Source organism: Marinimicrobium sp. UBA4509 (assembly GCF_002388575.1).
In the GTDB taxonomy this organism is placed as follows: domain Bacteria; phylum Pseudomonadota; class Gammaproteobacteria; order Pseudomonadales; family Cellvibrionaceae; genus Marinimicrobium; species Marinimicrobium koreense.
Map to the genome: position 1 here is coordinate 62029 of NZ_DGMV01000084.1, position 16026 is coordinate 78054.

Sequence of the window (16026 nt, forward strand, 5' to 3'; positions counted from 1 at the left end):
TGATCGTGGCGGGCGAGGTAGGGTAGACCGAATTCGCACCCCGGGCACAGCAGGTCGGCACCGGGTTGCGAGCACAGCAGACAGGATCGGGGCAGCCGGGGCAGGGTGGCCATGAGGCCCTTGAGTCCATTCCACTTCAATCCATTCCACATGGGGGGTAGTCCTTTGGTTGGTGGCTTGCAGGTAGATCATGACTTCTCGGGCCGCTGACGTCCAGCCCCGAAGGCCCAGGCCGCCGGATGTGCGACCCTGTGGGCGAGGGCGCTGTAAACCCGATCAGGGCATTTTGGTTGACAGCGGCCTGTGGGCCGCTACTATAGAGGGCTTTTGGACCTCAAACACACCGGGATCGAACCATGAACGCCACCGCACAACCGCCGATTCGCCACGACTGGACCCGGGACGAGATTCTCGCCCTGTTTGACCTGCCGTTCAGCGACCTTATGTTTCAGGCACAGACCGTGCACCGCGCCCACTTCGATCCCAATCAAGTGCAGGTCAGCACCCTGTGCTCGATCAAAACCGGCGCCTGCCCGGAAGATTGCAAATACTGCCCCCAGAGTGCCCGCTACGACACCGGTCTGGAGCGCGAGCGTCTGATGGCGGTAGAGAAAGTGCTGGAAGAAGCCCGGGCCGCCAAGGCCAGCGGCGCCACCCGCTTTTGCATGGGTGCCGCCTGGCGCAGCCCCAAGAACCGGGACCTTAACTACGTCACGGACATGGTCAAAGGAGTCAAGTCCCTGGGCCTGGAAACCTGCATGACGCTGGGGATGCTCGACGAAGGGCAGGCAAAAACCCTTGCCGAGGCGGGCCTGGATTACTACAACCACAACCTGGATACTTCTCCCGAGTATTACGGCGAGGTGATCACCACCCGTACCTATCAGGATCGTCTGGAAACCCTGGACAACGTTCGCAAGGCCGGCATGAAAGTCTGTTGTGGCGGTATTGTCGGTATGGGCGAAGAAAAGACCGACCGCGCGGGTCTGTTGCAGCAACTGGCCACCATGCCGGACCACCCGGAGTCGGTACCCATCAACATGCTGGTGAAAGTGGCCGGCACACCCTTCGCGGAAGAGGAAGACCTGGACCCCTTCGAGTTTATCCGCACCATTGCGGTGGCCCGGATTCTGATGCCTCAGTCGCATGTCCGTCTGTCTGCCGGGCGCGAGGAGATGAACGACCAGATGCAGGCCATGGCCTTCCTGGCCGGCGCCAACTCGATTTTCTACGGCGAGAAACTGCTCACGACCGCTAACCCGGAAGCCAATAAGGACATGCAGTTGTTCAAGCGCCTGGGGATTCAGCCCGAGCAGCGCGAAGTGCATATCGACGAAGCCGAGCAGGATGAGGTCGAGCTGGCCGGGGCGCTGGAAGAGGCGCGCAACGACCAATTCTTCTACAACGCCGCCAAGTAAGCCGTGCCCCACGCCTCTCTGGATGCGGCGCTCGGGCCCGCACTGACGGCTCGTCGGGCCCAGTCTCTCTATCGCCAGCGTCGGACGCTGGCCTCCCCGCAGGGCCCCGAGGTGGTGGTCGATGGCCGCCACCTGGTCGGTTTCTGCAGCAACGACTATCTGGGCCTGGCCAACCACCCGGATGTCATCAAGGCATTCAGAGCCGGCGCCGATGATCTGGGGGTGGGCAGTGGAGCCTCTCACCTGGTATGCGGCCACTCCCGCGAGCACCATGCCCTGGAAGAGGAACTGGCGGCGTTCTGTGGCCGCGAGCGGGCATTGCTGTTTTCCACCGGCTACATGGCCAACCTGGGCACGGTGACTGCCCTGGTGGGCAAGGGCGACGGCATTTTTGAAGACCGCCTGAACCACGCCTCACTGCTCGATGCCGGGCTGCTGAGCGGGGCCCGTTTCCAGCGCTTTTCCCACAATGACCCGGAACACCTGGAGCGCCGCCTCGCGGGCTCTGATGCCAGGCGTCGCCTGGTGGCCGTGGACGGCGTGTTCAGCATGGACGGTGACTGCGCCCCACTTGTCGATCTCGCCCGGGTCGCCAATGCGCACGGCGGCTGGCTGATGGTGGATGATGCCCACGGCTTCGGCTGCCTGGGCGAGCGCGGCGCGGGTACCCTGGACGCTCAGGGGGTGGCCGAGGCGCAGGTGCCGATTTATATGGCGACTCTGGGCAAGGCCCTGGGCACCGCCGGAGCGTTTGTGGCGGGCAGCGAGGCCCTGATCGAAACGCTGATTCAGTTTGCCCGTAGCTACATCTACACCACCGCGTTGCCACCGGCGGTCGCGGCGGCGACCCGGGCGAGCCTGCGGCTGGTGCAGGAGGAGGCCTGGCGTCGGACGGAGCTCAATGAGCGCATTGTACAGTTCCGGGACGGCGCACGCGCCCTCGGGCTTACCCTGATGGACTCCCACACGGCGGTCCAGCCGGTGCTGATTGGGGATGACCGCCGGGCACTCGCCCTGGCCTCCGCCCTGGAGCAGAAAGGCTACTGGGTGGTCGCTATTCGCCCACCCACCGTACCTAAAGGCAGTGCCCGACTGAGAGTGACCCTGAGTGCCGGCCACTCCCGGGCACAGGTGGCCGGGCTGCTGTCCGCGCTGGCGGACAGTCTCCATGAACTTGCGTCTGTGGAGGCGCCGTGACAGACCCGATGATTCCCCTGAGTGCGCCCCGGGAGCTCGACGCTCCACTGGCCGCCCATCACTTTCCCGCGCTGGTATCGACCTCGGCCGAGCCCCTGGTGCTACTTCACGGCTGGGGTTTTGACAGCCGCAGCTGGGAACCCCTACTGCCCTGGTTGCGCCAATACAGCGATGTCATTGCCCTGGACTTGCCGGGCTTTGGCGACAGTCCGGCCGGTGCGGATTTCTCGCTCGATAGCGTACTCAATGCCATTGATCAGAGCCTGCCGGCGCAGGCCACTCTGGTGGGGTGGTCTCTGGGCGGCATGCTTGCAGTGGCACTGGCCGCCCGGCGGCCGGAGCGTATAACCCGCGTGGTCACCCTCGCCAGCAATCTGCGCTTTGTGGCGGATGCGCGCTGGCCAGAGGCCATGGCGCCGGCCACCAACGAGCGATTCAAGCGCGATTTCGAGCGCGCCCCTGCCAAAGGGCTGAAACGGTTTCTGGGCCTGGTCGCCCATGGCGATCAGCGCGAGCGGGACGTACGCGCAGCGCTGGCAAACCTTCAGCCGGAGCCTGAACAGGTTCGGCCTCAATGGGGCCAGGCGCTGACGCTGTTGTCCGACCTGGATAATGCCCGTGCCTTCGAGCAACTGCGGCAGCCCGGTCTGCACCTGTATGCCGAGCACGACGCTCTGGTTCCCCTGGCCGCTGCCGGTCAGCTGCCGGCGCTCAACCAGCGCCAGCGGGTGTCCGTGGTGGCCGGGGCGGGGCACGCCATGCATTGGAGTGAGCCAGAGCGGGTGGGCGAGGCCGTGCTGCACTTTCTGAATCTGACCACCGGGCAACTGGATAAGCGCCGGGTCGCTCACTCGTTCAGCCGGGCAGCCACCAGTTACGACAGTGTCGCGCGGCTGCAGCGCGCGGTGGGAGAGACGCTACTGAATCAGTTGGGCGGGCAGGACCTTGGGGTGGTGGACACCCTGGTGGATCTGGGCTGCGGTACCGGCTATTTTGGCGAGCGGCTGGCCCACCGGCTTCCCGAGGCGCAGCTGATCGGACTGGATATTGCCGAGGGCATGCTCCGCTTTGCCCGTCAGGAGCGCGATATTCCGGCTCTGTGGCTGTGTGGTGATGCCGAGGAATTACCCCTGGCCGATGCCAGTGTGGATCTGGTCTTTTCCAGCCTGTCGGTCCAGTGGTGTGAACACCTGCCGAGCCTGTTCGGCGAGCTGCAGCGGGTGTTGAAGCCGGGCGGGCGGCTGCTGTTTTCCACCCTGGGGCCGCGCACGCTCTGGGAGTTGAAAAGCGCCTGGCAGCGGGTGGACGGCTACGTTCACGTCAACCGCTTTCCTCCCCAGCGGGCGGTTGACGACGCACTGTGCCAGGCGGGGTTCCAGGGCACCGAGTGGCTGCGCGAGGAGCGGGTGCTGCGCTACGAGGCGCTGGCCGACTTGACCCGGGAGCTCAAGGCGCTCGGGGCCCACAATGTCAACCGGGGGCAGCCGGAAGGGCTCACTGGGCGACAGAAAATTCAGGCGCTCAAGGCTGCCTACGAGCCGTTCCGGGAGGACGGACTCCTCCCCGCCAGCTACGAGGTGTATTACGCCGCTGCGCGCAAACCTTCTTAATCCGATGTTGAAAGAGAACTGCACACCATGGCAAAACACGCGTTTTTTGTCACCGGCACGGACACCGGTGTGGGTAAAACCTGTATCGCAGCCGGCCTGCTTCAGGCCGCCAACAGTCGGGGTCTGACCACGGCGGCGCTCAAGCCGGTGGCCGCGGGCTGTGAGCGGACCCCGGACGGATTGCGCAACGAGGATGCCCTGTTGTTGCAGTCGGTGGTCAATCCGCCCCTCGATTACGAGCAGGTCAACCCCGTGGCCCTCGAGCCGGCCATCGCGCCCCACATTGCCGCGCTGGAAGCCCGGCGGCCCCTGTCGACCGATCGTCTGGCAGGCTATTGCCGCGGTGTTCTGGGGCAGGCGGACTTTACCGTCGTCGAGGGCGCCGGGGGCTGGCGAGTGCCGCTCAATCCGGCTGAAACCCTGGCGGATCTGGCCCGACAGCTCAACTTGCCGGTCATTCTGGTGGTGGGGGTGCGCCTGGGTTGCCTGAATCACGCGCTGTTGACCGCCGAGGCGATTGCCCGCGATGGCTTGCCGTTGGCCGGCTGGGTAGCCAACGTGCTGGACCCGGATATGCCGCGTCTGCGGGAGAATGTGGACGCGCTTGGGCAACGCCTGCGAGCGCCGTTTCTTGGCTGGGTACCGACACTGTCTTCGCCGACCCCCTCTGCCGTTGCCGAGCACCTGAACCTGGACCCCCTGATCGGTTAGTTCGTTCGGTTCTATAAATGGCCGTTTTACTGCAAAAAACTCTGATAAATTGCCGGTCTTGATTGTTTTTTGGTCAGTTGGCGCGCTAAACTAACGAGGACAGCGTTCTCAGATCGGCCGCTCAGGCCGCAATGAAAGGGGGTATACGATGGAAATTGGTTCTGCCGTCAATCAGGCCTTGATCGGCATGCAGCGCAGCCAGTCTGAAATGACCAGCTCGGCGCAGCAGATCGTCCAGTCGGGCACCGTGCCCGCGACCGAATCGGCCTCCAGCCTGCAGATTGTGGAGCCTCTGATCAATATCGAGGCCCAGCAGCAGGTGTTTGACAGTAACGCCCGGGTGCTTGAAGCCGCCGATGAAAATGTCGGTCGGCTGATTGACACCATGGCCTGATAGCCGCCTTCGATCATGGCCTCGGTCATTCCCTCCAATTTTGCCAACGCCGTGGCGCCCTTTGTGCCCGCCGGGCGTGCCCCTGTGGGGCAGGAAACCGAGGACCTCAGAGGTTCCAGCCTCCAGCCCCTGGAGGAATCGGCCGAGACGGCCCGAAGCGAGAACTTCCGCTCCCCCGATCAGCGCCCCGGAGAAACCGATCAGCAGTGGCAGCAGCAGGAAAGCCGCGACCCGCGTATTCGCTCCAGCGCTCCAGAGACCGATCAGCCGCCTCCCTTTGAAACCAATCGCAACGACCGGGTCACGCTGTCCGCTTCCGGCCAGGCGGCCCTGGCGTCAGAGGCGAGTATCGGTCAGTCTTCCGGGGCTCAGGGCGCTGGTTTGACGGCTGAATCCGGCGCGTCGCCGGCCAGCCCCGCATCCGATGATCCTCGCAGCGCTTTCCGCGACAGTCGGGAGAAGCAGCAGGCGCTGGAAACCCAGGCCGAAATCCGCGAGCTGGCGGCCCGGGATCGTGAGGTCCGTCAGCACGAGCAGGCCCATGCGGCCCTCGGCGGTCGTTATGCCGGTGCCCCCCAGTACGACTTCGTGCACGGCCCCGATGGCGTTTCCTATGCGGTGTCGGGAGAGGTCCCCATAGATACCAGCCGGATACCGAACGACCCTCAGGCGACCATTGAAAAAGCGCAACAGATTCGGCGCGCGGCCTACGCGCCGGCCGAACCCTCCGATACCGATCGGCGGGTGGCCGCTGAAGCGGCGCAAATGGAAGCTCAGGCACGCGCCGAATTGCGCCAGATGGAGGCGCAGGAGGCCGAAGAAAGGCGTACATCGCCGGATGAGGAGGGCGAATCCAGTGCGCGGCGAGACGAGCTCAGTTCGGAACGTGAGCGCGAGGAGGCGGAGCGGGAAAACCGCCGCAGCGAGCTGGTTGAGGATGCCCGTCAGCGCAATATCGACACCTACATCCAGTTGGTCGGTCTCAGCGGCCTGACCAGTGAGGGGCGCTCCGGTAACCGCCTGGATCAGCGTATTTAAGTCCCGCCACGCCGCCGCTTTTGCCGGCCCGTTTCCCGTTCTATACTGTCTGCCTTTGGCGCCGCCGAGTCGGTGCTCCGGTTGAATGATGTCCTCGTGGAGGCAGGCAGTGCATAAACCTCAATTGACCCCGGAAGATCAGGCGCGCGTTGATGCGGTTACCCGTCGGGGTGTGAATAGTGTCGAGCGCAAGCCGTTCCGGCTCTGGACGTTACTGGGAGTGATTTTGCTGGTGCTGACGATGCTCAGCGGGGTGAGTTTTATGATTGCCCGTATTCAGGGCGTGGTCTGAGTGACGCAACCGGCGCGCCCTGGTGGGGCGCCGGTTGCGTGCACGTTACTCGCTGACCGTAATGGTGATCTTCTCGGATACCACCGGCTCGTCGTGAGGACGGTGCAGGTGGTCCCCCAGCAGGAGCTGCAGCGTGTGCTCGCCGGGCTCCAGCTCCACCGTCGTCTCGGTCTGGCCGCCGCCGAAGTGGACGTGTTGATCGTCCGCCGGAATCGGCATGTCCAGGTCGGGCAGTGTCTCCAGGTCAATCAACAGGTGATGGTGCCCGGTATTGTCCCGCTCAACGCCCGCCGGGGCCACGCCCATGCCCTTGAGGCCGAATTTCACGGTGACCGGGCTGGTGACCGTATCGCCATCGCTCGGGGAAATGATATAGGCGCTGGGACTGTCGGCCTGGGCGGAAAGCGCCGCCAGGGCAAGGGTGGCGGTGCCCAGTAAAGTGCGTAGTAGATGTGTCATCGAAAACCTCCGTGCATTGGGTCATGGGAATGAAACCTGATGGCGTCATTATAGGTGTTAAGGATACGGCTCGATACCGTGGCCGGATGCTCAAGTGTAAAGAAGCTTAATGGCGCAAGTATTTGAAATAAGTTGAAATTGGGGTTGACCCACCCTGGGTGTATGCCTATAATTCGCCACCTCGGTTAGGCAGTGCCGCCGAGTTGAAGGTGCGGGGTGGAGCAGTCTGGTAGCTCGTCGGGCTCATAACCCGAAGGTCGTTGGTTCAAATCCAGCCCCCGCTACCACTTATTTTGGAAAGTTGATGAGTGACCTTTATACGGTGTTCAGCTTTCCCAGTCGGTCCGAAAAGAAGCCGGCGCTCGAATAAGCCCCTGTCATGGGGCTTTTTTGTATTTGTAAAAAGGGGTGCACCCCCGCCACAGAGGCCTGTGGCCGCAGTTTCGAAAATGGGCCTCTGGCCCATTTTTTGTAACTGCCCTTCGTGGCAGTTGCTCTGCGGGCCCGCGTCGGACGCGTTTACATCGCTCCCGGCGTTTATTTTTCAGGGCGGCACCCCGCCACACAGGTGAACCGATTTCATGGCGTCCAAACAGGAACAGCTGCACGCGCTGATCGCGCCCGTTGTTGAAGCGCTGGAGTGTGAACTCTGGGGGTTGGAGTATCTGACCCAGGGGCGTTACTCCACGCTGCGCATCTATATTGATCGCCCGGGTGAGGAAGGCGTTAATCTGGAAGACTGCGAACGGGTCAGTCGTCAGGTGAGCAGCCTTATGGATGTGGAAGATCCCATTACCAACCGCTACACCCTCGAGGTGTCATCGCCGGGAATGGATCGGCCACTGTTTACGCCCGAACAATATGCGCACTATATCGGTGAAGTGATTTCATTGAAGACCCGGGCCCCGGTCGCGGGTCGGCGCAAGTTCAAAGGTCAATTACAGGCGGTTGAAGGGGACTCGGTAGTCTTGATAGTGGATGGTGCGGAGCACACGCTGTCGATCGGGTCGATTGAAAAAGCGAATTTGGTCCCACGCTTTTAATTAAGTGCGGTGAAGGAGTTTAACGAGGCAAGCTCATGAACAAAGAAATTTTGTTGGTCGCCGATGCGGTGTCAAATGAAAAAGGTGTGGAAAAAGAAATTATTTTCCAGGCCATCGAAACTGCGCTGGCCACGGCAACCAAAAAGCGTTTTGATGAGGACTCGAATATTGAAGTTCTGATCGATCGTGCCACCGGCGACTATGAAACCTTCCGTACCTGGGAGGTGGTCAGTGATGATGTGGTGGCCGAGCTGGGCACCCAGTTGACCACTGAAGAGGCGGCTGAAAAAGATCCCGACCTCAAGGTGGGTGATATCTGCCGCGAGAAAATCGAAAACGTCGAGTTTGGCCGGATTGCCGCCCAGACTGCCAAGCAGGTGATCGTACAGAAAGTTCGTGAAGCCGAGCGCGCCCAGATGGTGGAAGAGTATCGCGACCAGGTCGGTGAGCTGGTCAGCGGCACCGTGAAAAAAGTGACGCGCGATAGTATCATTGTGGACCTCGGCAATAATGCCGAAGGCCTGTTGCCACGGGACCAACTGGTCGGTCGGGAGATCTTCCGGGTCGGTGATCGCGTGCGCGCTCTGTTGCAGGACGTCCGCAATGAAACGCGGGGGCCGCAGCTGTTCTTGAGCCGTTCCTGCCCGGAAATGCTGATCGAACTGTTCAAGATCGAAGTGCCGGAAATTGCCGAAGAAGTCATCGAGATCAAGGGCGCCGCACGGGACCCCGGCCTGCGCGCCAAGATCGCCGTCAACACCAACGATGGTCGCATCGACCCGGTCGGTGCCTGTGTGGGCATGCGCGGTTCCCGCGTTCAGGCCGTGTCCAACGAGCTGGGCAACGAGCGGGTGGACATCGTGCTGTGGGACGACAACCCCGCGCAGTTCGTGATCAACGCCATGTCGCCGGCCGAAATTGAATCCATCGTGGTGGATGAAGACACTGGCTCCATGGACCTGGCGGTCGGGGAAGACAATCTTGCCATGGCCATTGGTCGCGGTGGTCAGAACGTCCGCCTGGCCAGTGAGCTGACTGGCTGGGACATCAACGTGATGAGCGTGGAAGAGTGGCAGTCCAAGCAGGAAGAGGAATCCGGCAGTTATATTGAGCTGTTCATGAATGCGTTGGATGTCGACGAAGATGTGGCTGGCGTTCTGGTGGAAGAGGGCTTCACCTCCCTGGAAGAAGTGGCCTATGTACCGCTGGATGAAATGCTCGCCATTGAAGGTTTTGATGAAGACATTGCCGAAGAGCTGCGTGCGCGCGCCAAAGACGCGCTGCTGACTCAGGCCCTGGCCTCGGAAGAAAGCTCAGAGCCGGCGGATGACCTGCTCAATATGGAAGGTATGGATGAGGCCCTGGCGAAAACGCTGGCGGGCCGCGGTATCGTCACAATGGAAGACCTGGCTGAACAGGCTATTGATGACCTGCTGGACATCGACGGCATGGATGAAGAGCGCGCAGCGGCGCTGATCATGAAGGCGCGCGAGCCCTGGTTTGCCTGATTCCTGAACGGTTAAATTGATTCAGGTCGAGCACCGCGGGCAACGAACAACACTGAGGATACACAATGGCAGAAGTAACAGTTAGCGAACTCGCCAAATCTGTGGGCGCACCGGTCGAGCGTCTGCTGAAGCAGATGCAAGAGGCCGGCTTGAGCCAGAAAACCGAAGACGCACTGGTGTCTGACGAGGAAAAGCAAACGTTGCTGACCTACCTCAAGACCAGCCATGGGGAGTCTTCGGACGGGCCCAAGAAGATTACGCTCAAGCGCAAAACCACCACTACCCTGAAAACCGGTAGTGGCGCGGCGCGCAAGACGGTAAACGTGGAAGTGCGCAAGAAACGCACCTACGTCAAGCGCGATCCTCAAGAAGTGCAGGCCGAGGAAGAGGCGTTGGAGGCCGAGAAGATAGCGGCGGAAAATGCGGCGGCCGAAGAAGCTCGCGCACGCAAGTTGGCTGAAGAGAAAGCAGCGGCCGAAGCGAAAGCCGCGGAAGAGGCGGAAGCCAAAGCTCGTGCCGAACAGGCCGAGAGCAGCGCGGAAGCGCCTGCAGACGAGGCCAAGACCGAAGAGGCTAAGTCCGAAGAGACCCCGGCGGAGCCGACGCGTCCGTCCTTTGTCGACGACGCGGAAGAAATCCGTATTCGCGCTCAGGAGCGTCGCAAAGCGGAAGAAGCCAAGCGCGAAGCCGAGCTGAAAGCGCTTGAAGAAGTGCGTCGTGCCCAGGAAGAAGCTCGTGCCGAGCGGGCTGCGGCAGCACCGGTGGCGCCGCCGGCCGAAAAGGAAGACACCAAACACGGCAAGAAAGAAAAGCGTCACAGTAAGCCGTTTGATGAGGAAGAAGGTAACAAGCATCGCAAGCGCGCCGGCGGCAAGGGCAAGCGTTCCATGGGCCCGAAGAAGAACTCCAAGGCCGATATTTATGCGATGGTGGAAGATGAAACGGAATCCGAAGAGGTTCTGGCTCGTCGCCGCAGTGTGCGCGCGGCCCACAAAGCCTCTAACAAACACGCATTCAAAAAACCGACAGGTAAGATTATTCGCGACGTAGAAATTCCCGAGACCATCACCGTGGGCGAGCTGGCCCAGCGGATGAGCGTCAAGTCGGGCGAAGTGATCAAGCAATTGATGAAAATGGGCGTTATGGCCACCATCAACCAGCCGCTGGAGCAGGACACCGCCCAGTTGCTGGTCGAAGAGTACGGCCACAACGCGGTGCTCAAGAGCGAAGACGAAATCGAGCACAAGCTCGAGGAAGAGCTGGAAGTGAAGGTGCAGGGCGAAGGTAAGCCGCGCGCCCCGGTGGTGACCGTGATGGGTCACGTCGACCACGGCAAGACCTCGCTCCTGGACTACATTCGTAAAACCAAGGTGGCCTCCGGCGAAGCCGGTGGTATCACCCAGCACATTGGTGCCTACCGGGTGAAAACCAGCCAGGGCGAAGTCGCCTTCCTGGATACCCCCGGCCACGCCGCGTTTACCGCCATGCGTGCCCGCGGTGCTCAGTGTACTGACGTGGTGATTCTGGTGGTGGCCGCCGACGATGGCGTGATGCCCCAGACCGAAGAGGCGATTCAGCACTCCAAGGCCGCCGGTGTACCCATCGTGGTTGCCATCAACAAGTGCGATAAGGAAAACGCCGACCCCGAGCGGGTGAAGAACGAGCTGGCCGCAAAGGAAGTGATTCCGGAAGAGTGGGGCGGTGATACCCAGTTCATCGAAGTCTCGGCCCACACCGGCGCCGGTATCGATGAGCTGCTGGAAGCCGTGTCTCTGCAAGCCGAAATTCTGGAGCTCAAAGCGGTAGAAGATGCGCCGGCTCAGGGCGTGGTGGTTGAATCGCGCGTTGAGAAGGGCCGCGGTGTCGTGGCGACTCTGCTGGTACAGCAGGGCACCCTGAACCACGGCGACCTGGTGCTGGCTGGACAGAGCTATGGCCGCGTGCGCGCCATGACCAACGAGCTGGGCCAGCAGGTCAAGTCCGTCGGGCCGTCCTCGCCGGTTGAGATTCTGGGCCTCGATAATGCCCCTAGTGCCGGTGATGACTTCGCCGTGCTGGAAGACGAGCGTAAGGCTCGTGAAGTTGCCGAGTTCCGCGCTGACAAAGAGCGTAAGGAAAAGCTGCAGCGTCAGCAGGCGGCCAAGCTGGAAAACATGTTTGCCAATATGGAAAGCGACCAGAAGAAAATTCTGCCGGTCGTGGTCAAGGCGGACGTGCGCGGCTCGCTGGAAGCCATCCAGTCCTCGCTCATGGAAATCGGCAACGAGGAAGTGCAGGTCAACATCGTATCCTCCGGTGTCGGCGGCATTACCGAAAACGATGTCAACCTGGCGTTGACCTCCGGTGCCATTGTCTTTGGTTTCAACGTCCGGGCGCCGGCCGGTACCCGTCGTCTGGCTGAGAACGAAGGCGTCGAGATTCGCTACTACAGCATCATCTATCAGCTGCTGGATGACGTGAAGAGCGCCCTGAGCGGTATGCTCGAGCCGGAGCGTGTCGAAACCATCGTCGGTATTGCCGATGTGCGCGAAGTGTTCAGCTCGCCCAAGTTCGGCCAAGTCGCCGGCTGTATGGTGACCGAAGGCACCGTGTACCGGAACAAGCCGATTCGCGTTCTGCGGGATAACGTGGTGATCTTCGAAGGGGAGCTTGAATCCCTGCGTCGTTACAAAGACGATGTCAACGAAGTGCGTAACGGCATGGAGTGCGGTATTGGCGTGAAGAACTACGACGTGAAGGTCGGTGATCAGATCGAAGTGTTCGAAGTGAAGGAAGTTGCCCGTCAACTGTAATTCACCCACCGCTCGATAGCGCATGCCCCGGTGATGAGAGTCGCCGGGGCATTCCTGTCTTATAGCGCAACACGATCAGATATGAGGTGAGCTGGCAATGCCCAGAGAATTTACCCGCTCGGACCGGGTGTCCGATGCGATCCAGCGGCTCCTGGCACAGTTGATTCCCCAGGAAATCCGCGACCCACGCATCGGGATGGTAAACATCAACGATGTCACCGTGACCCGTGATATGGCCTTTGCCAAGGTGTACGTCACCTTCGTGGGCAATGACAGCGACGAGCAGGGCGTGGAAGGCGCCAAGCGTCTGAACGGTGCCGCGGGCTTCCTGCGCACCCTGCTGGCCAAAGAAATGAACATGCGCACGGTTCCGCGCCTGCAGTTTCTGTACGACAAGACGGCCATTCGTGGTCAGGAGCTGTCCAACCTGATCGATCGGGCCGTGGCGGATGACAAGGCCCGTCACCACGATGAGTCCGACGGGGAGGCCTGATGGCGCGTCGTCGCAAAGGTCGTCCGATTGACGGCGTACTGCTGCTGAACAAAACTGCCGGGATGTCCTCCAACCATGCATTACAGCGGGCCAAAAGGCTGTTTTTCGCCGCCAAGGCGGGGCATACCGGCAGTCTTGATCCCCTGGCCACCGGGCTGTTACCGCTGTGCTTTGGTGAGGCCACCAAATTTTCCCAGTTTCTGCTGGATGCGGAGAAGGGTTACCAGAGCACGTTTCGCCTGGGCGTGGTCACCAGCACCGGTGATGCCGAGGGTGAGGTGCTGCACGAGGCCGACGCCTCGGGCGTGACCCGCGAACAGGTAGAGCGGGCGCTGGAGCAGTTTGTGGGGGATATTGAGCAGGTTCCGCCCATGTTCTCGGCGCTCAAACTCAACGGCCAGCCGCTGTACAAACTGGCCCGGGAAGGTAAAGAGGTCGAGCGCAAGCCCCGGCCGGTGACCATTCACCGGATCGACCTGCTGGACTTTCGGCCGGGCCCCCAGGCGGAGATTGACGTCGAAGTCCTCTGCACCAAGGGCACTTATATTCGTACCCTCGCGGAAGATGTGGGCCAGGCTCTGGATTGCGGCGCCCGGGTTGAGCGGCTGCACCGCACCCTTAGCGGGCCCTTCGATGTGGCCAACGCCGTCAGCCTGGAAGCGCTGGAGGCGGAGCGGGGCGAGGGGATGGCGGAGTTGCTGGACCACCACCTGCTGCCCGCGGACACCCCGGTCGCGGCCCTGCCGGCGCTGGTACTGCCCGCCGACAGTGCCTACTACTTCCGCCAGGGCAACCCGGTGATGGACCCCCAGGTCTACCGTCTGGGCGATGAAGGTGATATGGTGCGGGTCTTCGGTGAAAGCACCGCAAGCTCGGAAGAGCCCCGATTTCTGGGCCTTGGCGAGCTGGACGACGAGGGTCGGGTGGCGCCCAAGCGGCTGGTGGCCGCCAGCGTGCCCCAGTGACTCTCGGCGAATGACAGCGTTCGCTGGCGCAAGCCGGCAACCCCGGAGCCTCGGCTTCGGGTACACAACCCACCTGTAAATATGCGCGGGTGCGGCTGTTTCTTTTTACGGCATATTACAAGAGGAAATGATTATGGCACTGAGTGCTGCAGAAAAAGCTGAAGTGGTTAAAGAGTACCAGCAGGCTGAAGGTGATACCGGTTCTCCGGAAGTTCAGGTAGCGTTGTTGACCATCAACATCAACAAGCTGCAGGAGCACTTCGCAGATCACAAACAGGATCACCACTCGCGCCGCGGTCTTATCCGCATGGTTAACCAGCGTCGTAAGCTGCTGGACTACCTGAAGGGTAAGAGCACCAAGCGTTATGCTGACCTGATTCAGAAACTGGGTCTGCGTCGGTAAGAGTTCTGTGCCCGCTTTGCGGGCACATTTTTTTCCGCTCTTCGGCCCCGGTGGGCCGGAGGGCTGTAAAACCGGCTCCGGCGAATACTGTATCCCCCGCGAGCCACCAGTCGCTTGCACGACAACTCGAATTGTTTCCAGGCTATGTTGAAGTATTTGCTTTGAATTATTCCGAGTCGTGACCGCACACAATTGAACGAAAGTGAAGAAGAGAAGGATAGAAGAGTGAATCCGATCATCAAGAAATTTCAGTACGGCGGCGAAACCGTCACCCTGGAGACCGGGCGTGTTGCCCGCCAGGCAACCGGCGCCGTCATGGTCACCATGGGTGACACCTCGGTTCTGTGTACCGTGGTAGGTGCCAAAGAGGCCAAGCCGGACCAACCGTTTTTCCCCCTGTCCGTTCACTATCAGGAACGCGCCTACGCGGCCGGTAAAATCCCCGGCGGTTTCTTCAAGCGCGAGGGTCGTCCCTCCGAGAAAGAAACCCTGACCTCCCGCCTGATCGATCGCCCGATCCGTCCGCTGTTCCCCAAAGGTTTCATGAACGAAGTGCAGGTCGTGTGCACCGTCATGTCTACCTGTAAGGAAGTGGATCCGGATATCCCGGCCATGATCGGCACCTCCGCCTGTCTGGCCGTGTCGGGCATTCCGTTCGACGGCCCGATCGGCGCCGCTCGTGTGGGCTACACCCAGGACAATGGCTACCTGCTCAACCCCAACTACGCTGCTCTGAAAGGCTCTGAGCTGGACATGGTGGTTGCCGGTACCAAAGACGCGGTTCTGATGGTCGAATCCGAAGCCAAAGAGCTGCCGGAAGACATCATGCTGGGTGCGGTTCTGTACGCTCACCAGGAAATGCAGGTGGTAATTCAGGCCTGTGAAGAGCTGGCCCGTGACGGTGGCAAGCCCCGTTGGGACTGGACTCCGGTCCAGCAGAATGCCGAACTCAAGGCAAAAGTCGAAGCCGGTTTCAAAGACGGTATCGGCGAAGCCTACCGCATTACCGACAAGGCCGAGCGCTATGCCAAGCTGTCCGAGCTGCGCTCTCAGGCGGTAGAACAACTGGCCACCGAGGAGTCCGGTGTCAGCGCCAGCGAAATCGAAGGTCTGTTCGCCAGCGTGGAAAAGCAGCTGGTGCGCTCGCGCATCATCGCCGGTGAGCCCCGTATCGACGGCCGCGACAGCGCCACCGTTCGCCCGATTGAAGTGGAAGTGGGTGTCCTGCCCAAGGCCCACGGCTCGGCCTTGTTTACCCGTGGTGAGACCCAGGCTTTGGTCGTGGCCACCCTCGGTAACGCCCGCGACTCCCAGATCATCGATGCTCTGGAAGGCGAGCGCAAAGACCCCTTCATGCTGCACTACAACTTCCCGCCCTACTCAGTAGGCGAGTGTGGTCGTATGGGCGGTACCGGTCGTCGTGAGATCGGTCACGGCCGTCTGGCCCGTCGCGGTGTGGGCGCGGTTCTGCCCAAAGAAGACGAATTTCCCTACACCCTGCGTGTGGTCAGTGAAATCACCGAGTCCAACGGTTCCAGCTCCATGGCCTCCGTCTGTGGCGCCAGCCTGGCGCTGATGGACGCCGGTGTACCGCTGAAGGCGCCGGTGGCCGGTATCGCCATGGGTCTGGTGAAAGACGACGACGGTTTCGCCGTTCTGACCGATATCCTGGGTGATGAAGACCACCTGGGTGACATGGACTT

Annotated in this window: 15 protein-coding genes and 1 tRNA gene; 15 read left to right on the forward strand and 1 reads right to left on the reverse strand. The window is 61.4% G+C overall.

Features of this window, described 5'->3' with window-relative positions; all coding sequences use genetic code 11:
• Positions 1 to 356 precede the first annotated feature (356 nt).
• The 7 genes from bioB (at position 357) to B3520_RS15875 (ending at position 6660) form a co-directional block, all read left to right on the forward strand.
• A complete protein-coding gene (gene bioB / locus B3520_RS15845) occupies positions 357 to 1418 on the forward strand; it encodes a biotin synthase BioB (protein WP_024461100.1) in 1062 nt (353 codons plus the stop codon).
• A gap of 3 nt (positions 1419 to 1421) precedes the next feature.
• Positions 1422 to 2615 carry an 8-amino-7-oxononanoate synthase gene (bioF, locus tag B3520_RS15850; protein WP_286876421.1) on the forward strand — a complete coding sequence of 398 codons (1194 nt, stop codon included), beginning with the start codon at positions 1422 to 1424 and terminating at the stop codon, positions 2613 to 2615.
• Complete coding sequence (gene bioC, locus B3520_RS15855) at positions 2612 to 4225, forward strand: malonyl-ACP O-methyltransferase BioC (RefSeq protein ID WP_286876422.1); 1614 nt, start codon at positions 2612 to 2614, stop codon at positions 4223 to 4225. Before bioF ends, bioC begins: the two co-directional genes overlap by 4 nt.
• 27 nt (positions 4226 to 4252) lie before the next feature.
• Positions 4253 to 4936 (forward strand): dethiobiotin synthase, encoded by a 684-nt coding sequence (gene bioD / locus B3520_RS15860; protein WP_286804822.1) that lies wholly within the window; start codon positions 4253 to 4255, stop codon positions 4934 to 4936.
• Between the two features lie 148 nt (positions 4937 to 5084).
• The gene (locus B3520_RS15865; protein ID WP_024461096.1) at positions 5085 to 5330 is read left to right on the forward strand and encodes a hypothetical protein; all 246 of its coding nucleotides are present in this window, start codon (positions 5085 to 5087) and stop codon (positions 5328 to 5330) included.
• A gap of 15 nt (positions 5331 to 5345) precedes the next feature.
• Positions 5346 to 6368 carry a putative metalloprotease CJM1_0395 family protein gene (locus B3520_RS15870; protein WP_286804824.1) on the forward strand — a complete coding sequence of 341 codons (1023 nt, stop codon included), beginning with the start codon at positions 5346 to 5348 and terminating at the stop codon, positions 6366 to 6368.
• Positions 6369 to 6477: 109 nt separating this feature from the next.
• Positions 6478 to 6660 carry a DUF3094 family protein gene (locus tag B3520_RS15875; RefSeq protein WP_286804825.1) on the forward strand — a complete coding sequence of 61 codons (183 nt, stop codon included), beginning with the start codon at positions 6478 to 6480 and terminating at the stop codon, positions 6658 to 6660.
• Positions 6661 to 6705: 45 nt separating this feature from the next.
• Here B3520_RS15875 and B3520_RS15880 read toward each other — a convergent pair whose 3' ends face one another.
• Positions 6706 to 7119, reverse strand: a complete 414-nt coding sequence (locus B3520_RS15880; RefSeq protein ID WP_024461093.1) for a DUF4399 domain-containing protein — start codon at positions 7117 to 7119, stop codon at positions 6706 to 6708.
• A gap of 210 nt (positions 7120 to 7329) precedes the next feature.
• Between B3520_RS15880 and B3520_RS15885 the strand changes: the two genes are divergently transcribed.
• From B3520_RS15885 to pnp, 8 genes are all read left to right on the forward strand, one after another.
• Positions 7330 to 7406, forward strand: a tRNA-Met gene (locus B3520_RS15885).
• Between the two features lie 294 nt (positions 7407 to 7700).
• Positions 7701 to 8162 carry a ribosome maturation factor RimP gene (gene rimP, locus B3520_RS15890; RefSeq protein WP_123638143.1) on the forward strand — a complete coding sequence of 154 codons (462 nt, stop codon included), beginning with the start codon at positions 7701 to 7703 and terminating at the stop codon, positions 8160 to 8162.
• 35 nt (positions 8163 to 8197) lie between these two features.
• Positions 8198 to 9670: a transcription termination factor NusA gene (gene nusA / locus B3520_RS15895; RefSeq protein ID WP_123638142.1), complete on the forward strand. Its 1473-nt coding sequence runs from the start codon at positions 8198 to 8200 to the stop codon at positions 9668 to 9670.
• A gap of 65 nt (positions 9671 to 9735) precedes the next feature.
• Positions 9736 to 12462, forward strand: a complete 2727-nt coding sequence (infB, locus tag B3520_RS15900; protein WP_123638141.1) for a translation initiation factor IF-2 — start codon at positions 9736 to 9738, stop codon at positions 12460 to 12462.
• A 97-nt stretch (positions 12463 to 12559) separates the two neighbouring features.
• On the forward strand, positions 12560 to 12955 hold the full coding sequence (rbfA, locus tag B3520_RS15905) for a 30S ribosome-binding factor RbfA (protein WP_123638140.1): 396 nt from the start codon (positions 12560 to 12562) through the stop codon (positions 12953 to 12955).
• A complete protein-coding gene (truB, locus tag B3520_RS15910) occupies positions 12955 to 13920 on the forward strand; it encodes a tRNA pseudouridine(55) synthase TruB (protein ID WP_286876423.1) in 966 nt (321 codons plus the stop codon). The genes rbfA and truB overlap by 1 nt, the downstream gene beginning before the upstream one ends.
• Before the next feature lie 133 nt (positions 13921 to 14053).
• Positions 14054 to 14323 (forward strand): 30S ribosomal protein S15, encoded by a 270-nt coding sequence (gene rpsO / locus B3520_RS15915; RefSeq protein WP_024461087.1) that lies wholly within the window; start codon positions 14054 to 14056, stop codon positions 14321 to 14323.
• 225 nt (positions 14324 to 14548) lie between these two features.
• Positions 14549 to 16026 (forward strand): polyribonucleotide nucleotidyltransferase (gene pnp, locus B3520_RS15920; protein ID WP_286876424.1); only part of this gene is annotated, 1478 nt, incomplete at its 3' end.

Bases quoted from the DNA above. Each gene is read 5' to 3' on its own strand.
- bioB (WP_024461100.1), top strand. From the start codon at position 357: ATGAACGCCACCGCACAACCGCCGATTCGCCACGACTGGACCCGGGAC.
- bioD (WP_286804822.1), top strand. From the start codon at position 4,253: ATGGCAAAACACGCGTTTTTTGTCACCGGCACGGACACCGGTGTGGGT.
- B3520_RS15865 (WP_024461096.1), top strand. From the start codon at position 5,085: ATGGAAATTGGTTCTGCCGTCAATCAGGCCTTGATCGGCATGCAGCGC.
- B3520_RS15870 (WP_286804824.1), top strand. From the start codon at position 5,346: ATGGCCTCGGTCATTCCCTCCAATTTTGCCAACGCCGTGGCGCCCTTT.
- B3520_RS15880 (WP_024461093.1), bottom strand. From the start codon at position 7,119: ATGACACATCTACTACGCACTTTACTGGGCACCGCCACCCTTGCCCTG.
- rimP (WP_123638143.1), top strand. From the start codon at position 7,701: ATGGCGTCCAAACAGGAACAGCTGCACGCGCTGATCGCGCCCGTTGTT.
- nusA (WP_123638142.1), top strand. From the start codon at position 8,198: ATGAACAAAGAAATTTTGTTGGTCGCCGATGCGGTGTCAAATGAAAAA.
- infB (WP_123638141.1), top strand. From the start codon at position 9,736: ATGGCAGAAGTAACAGTTAGCGAACTCGCCAAATCTGTGGGCGCACCG.
- rbfA (WP_123638140.1), top strand. From the start codon at position 12,560: ATGCCCAGAGAATTTACCCGCTCGGACCGGGTGTCCGATGCGATCCAG.
- truB (WP_286876423.1), top strand. From the start codon at position 12,955: ATGGCGCGTCGTCGCAAAGGTCGTCCGATTGACGGCGTACTGCTGCTG.
- rpsO (WP_024461087.1), top strand. From the start codon at position 14,054: ATGGCACTGAGTGCTGCAGAAAAAGCTGAAGTGGTTAAAGAGTACCAG.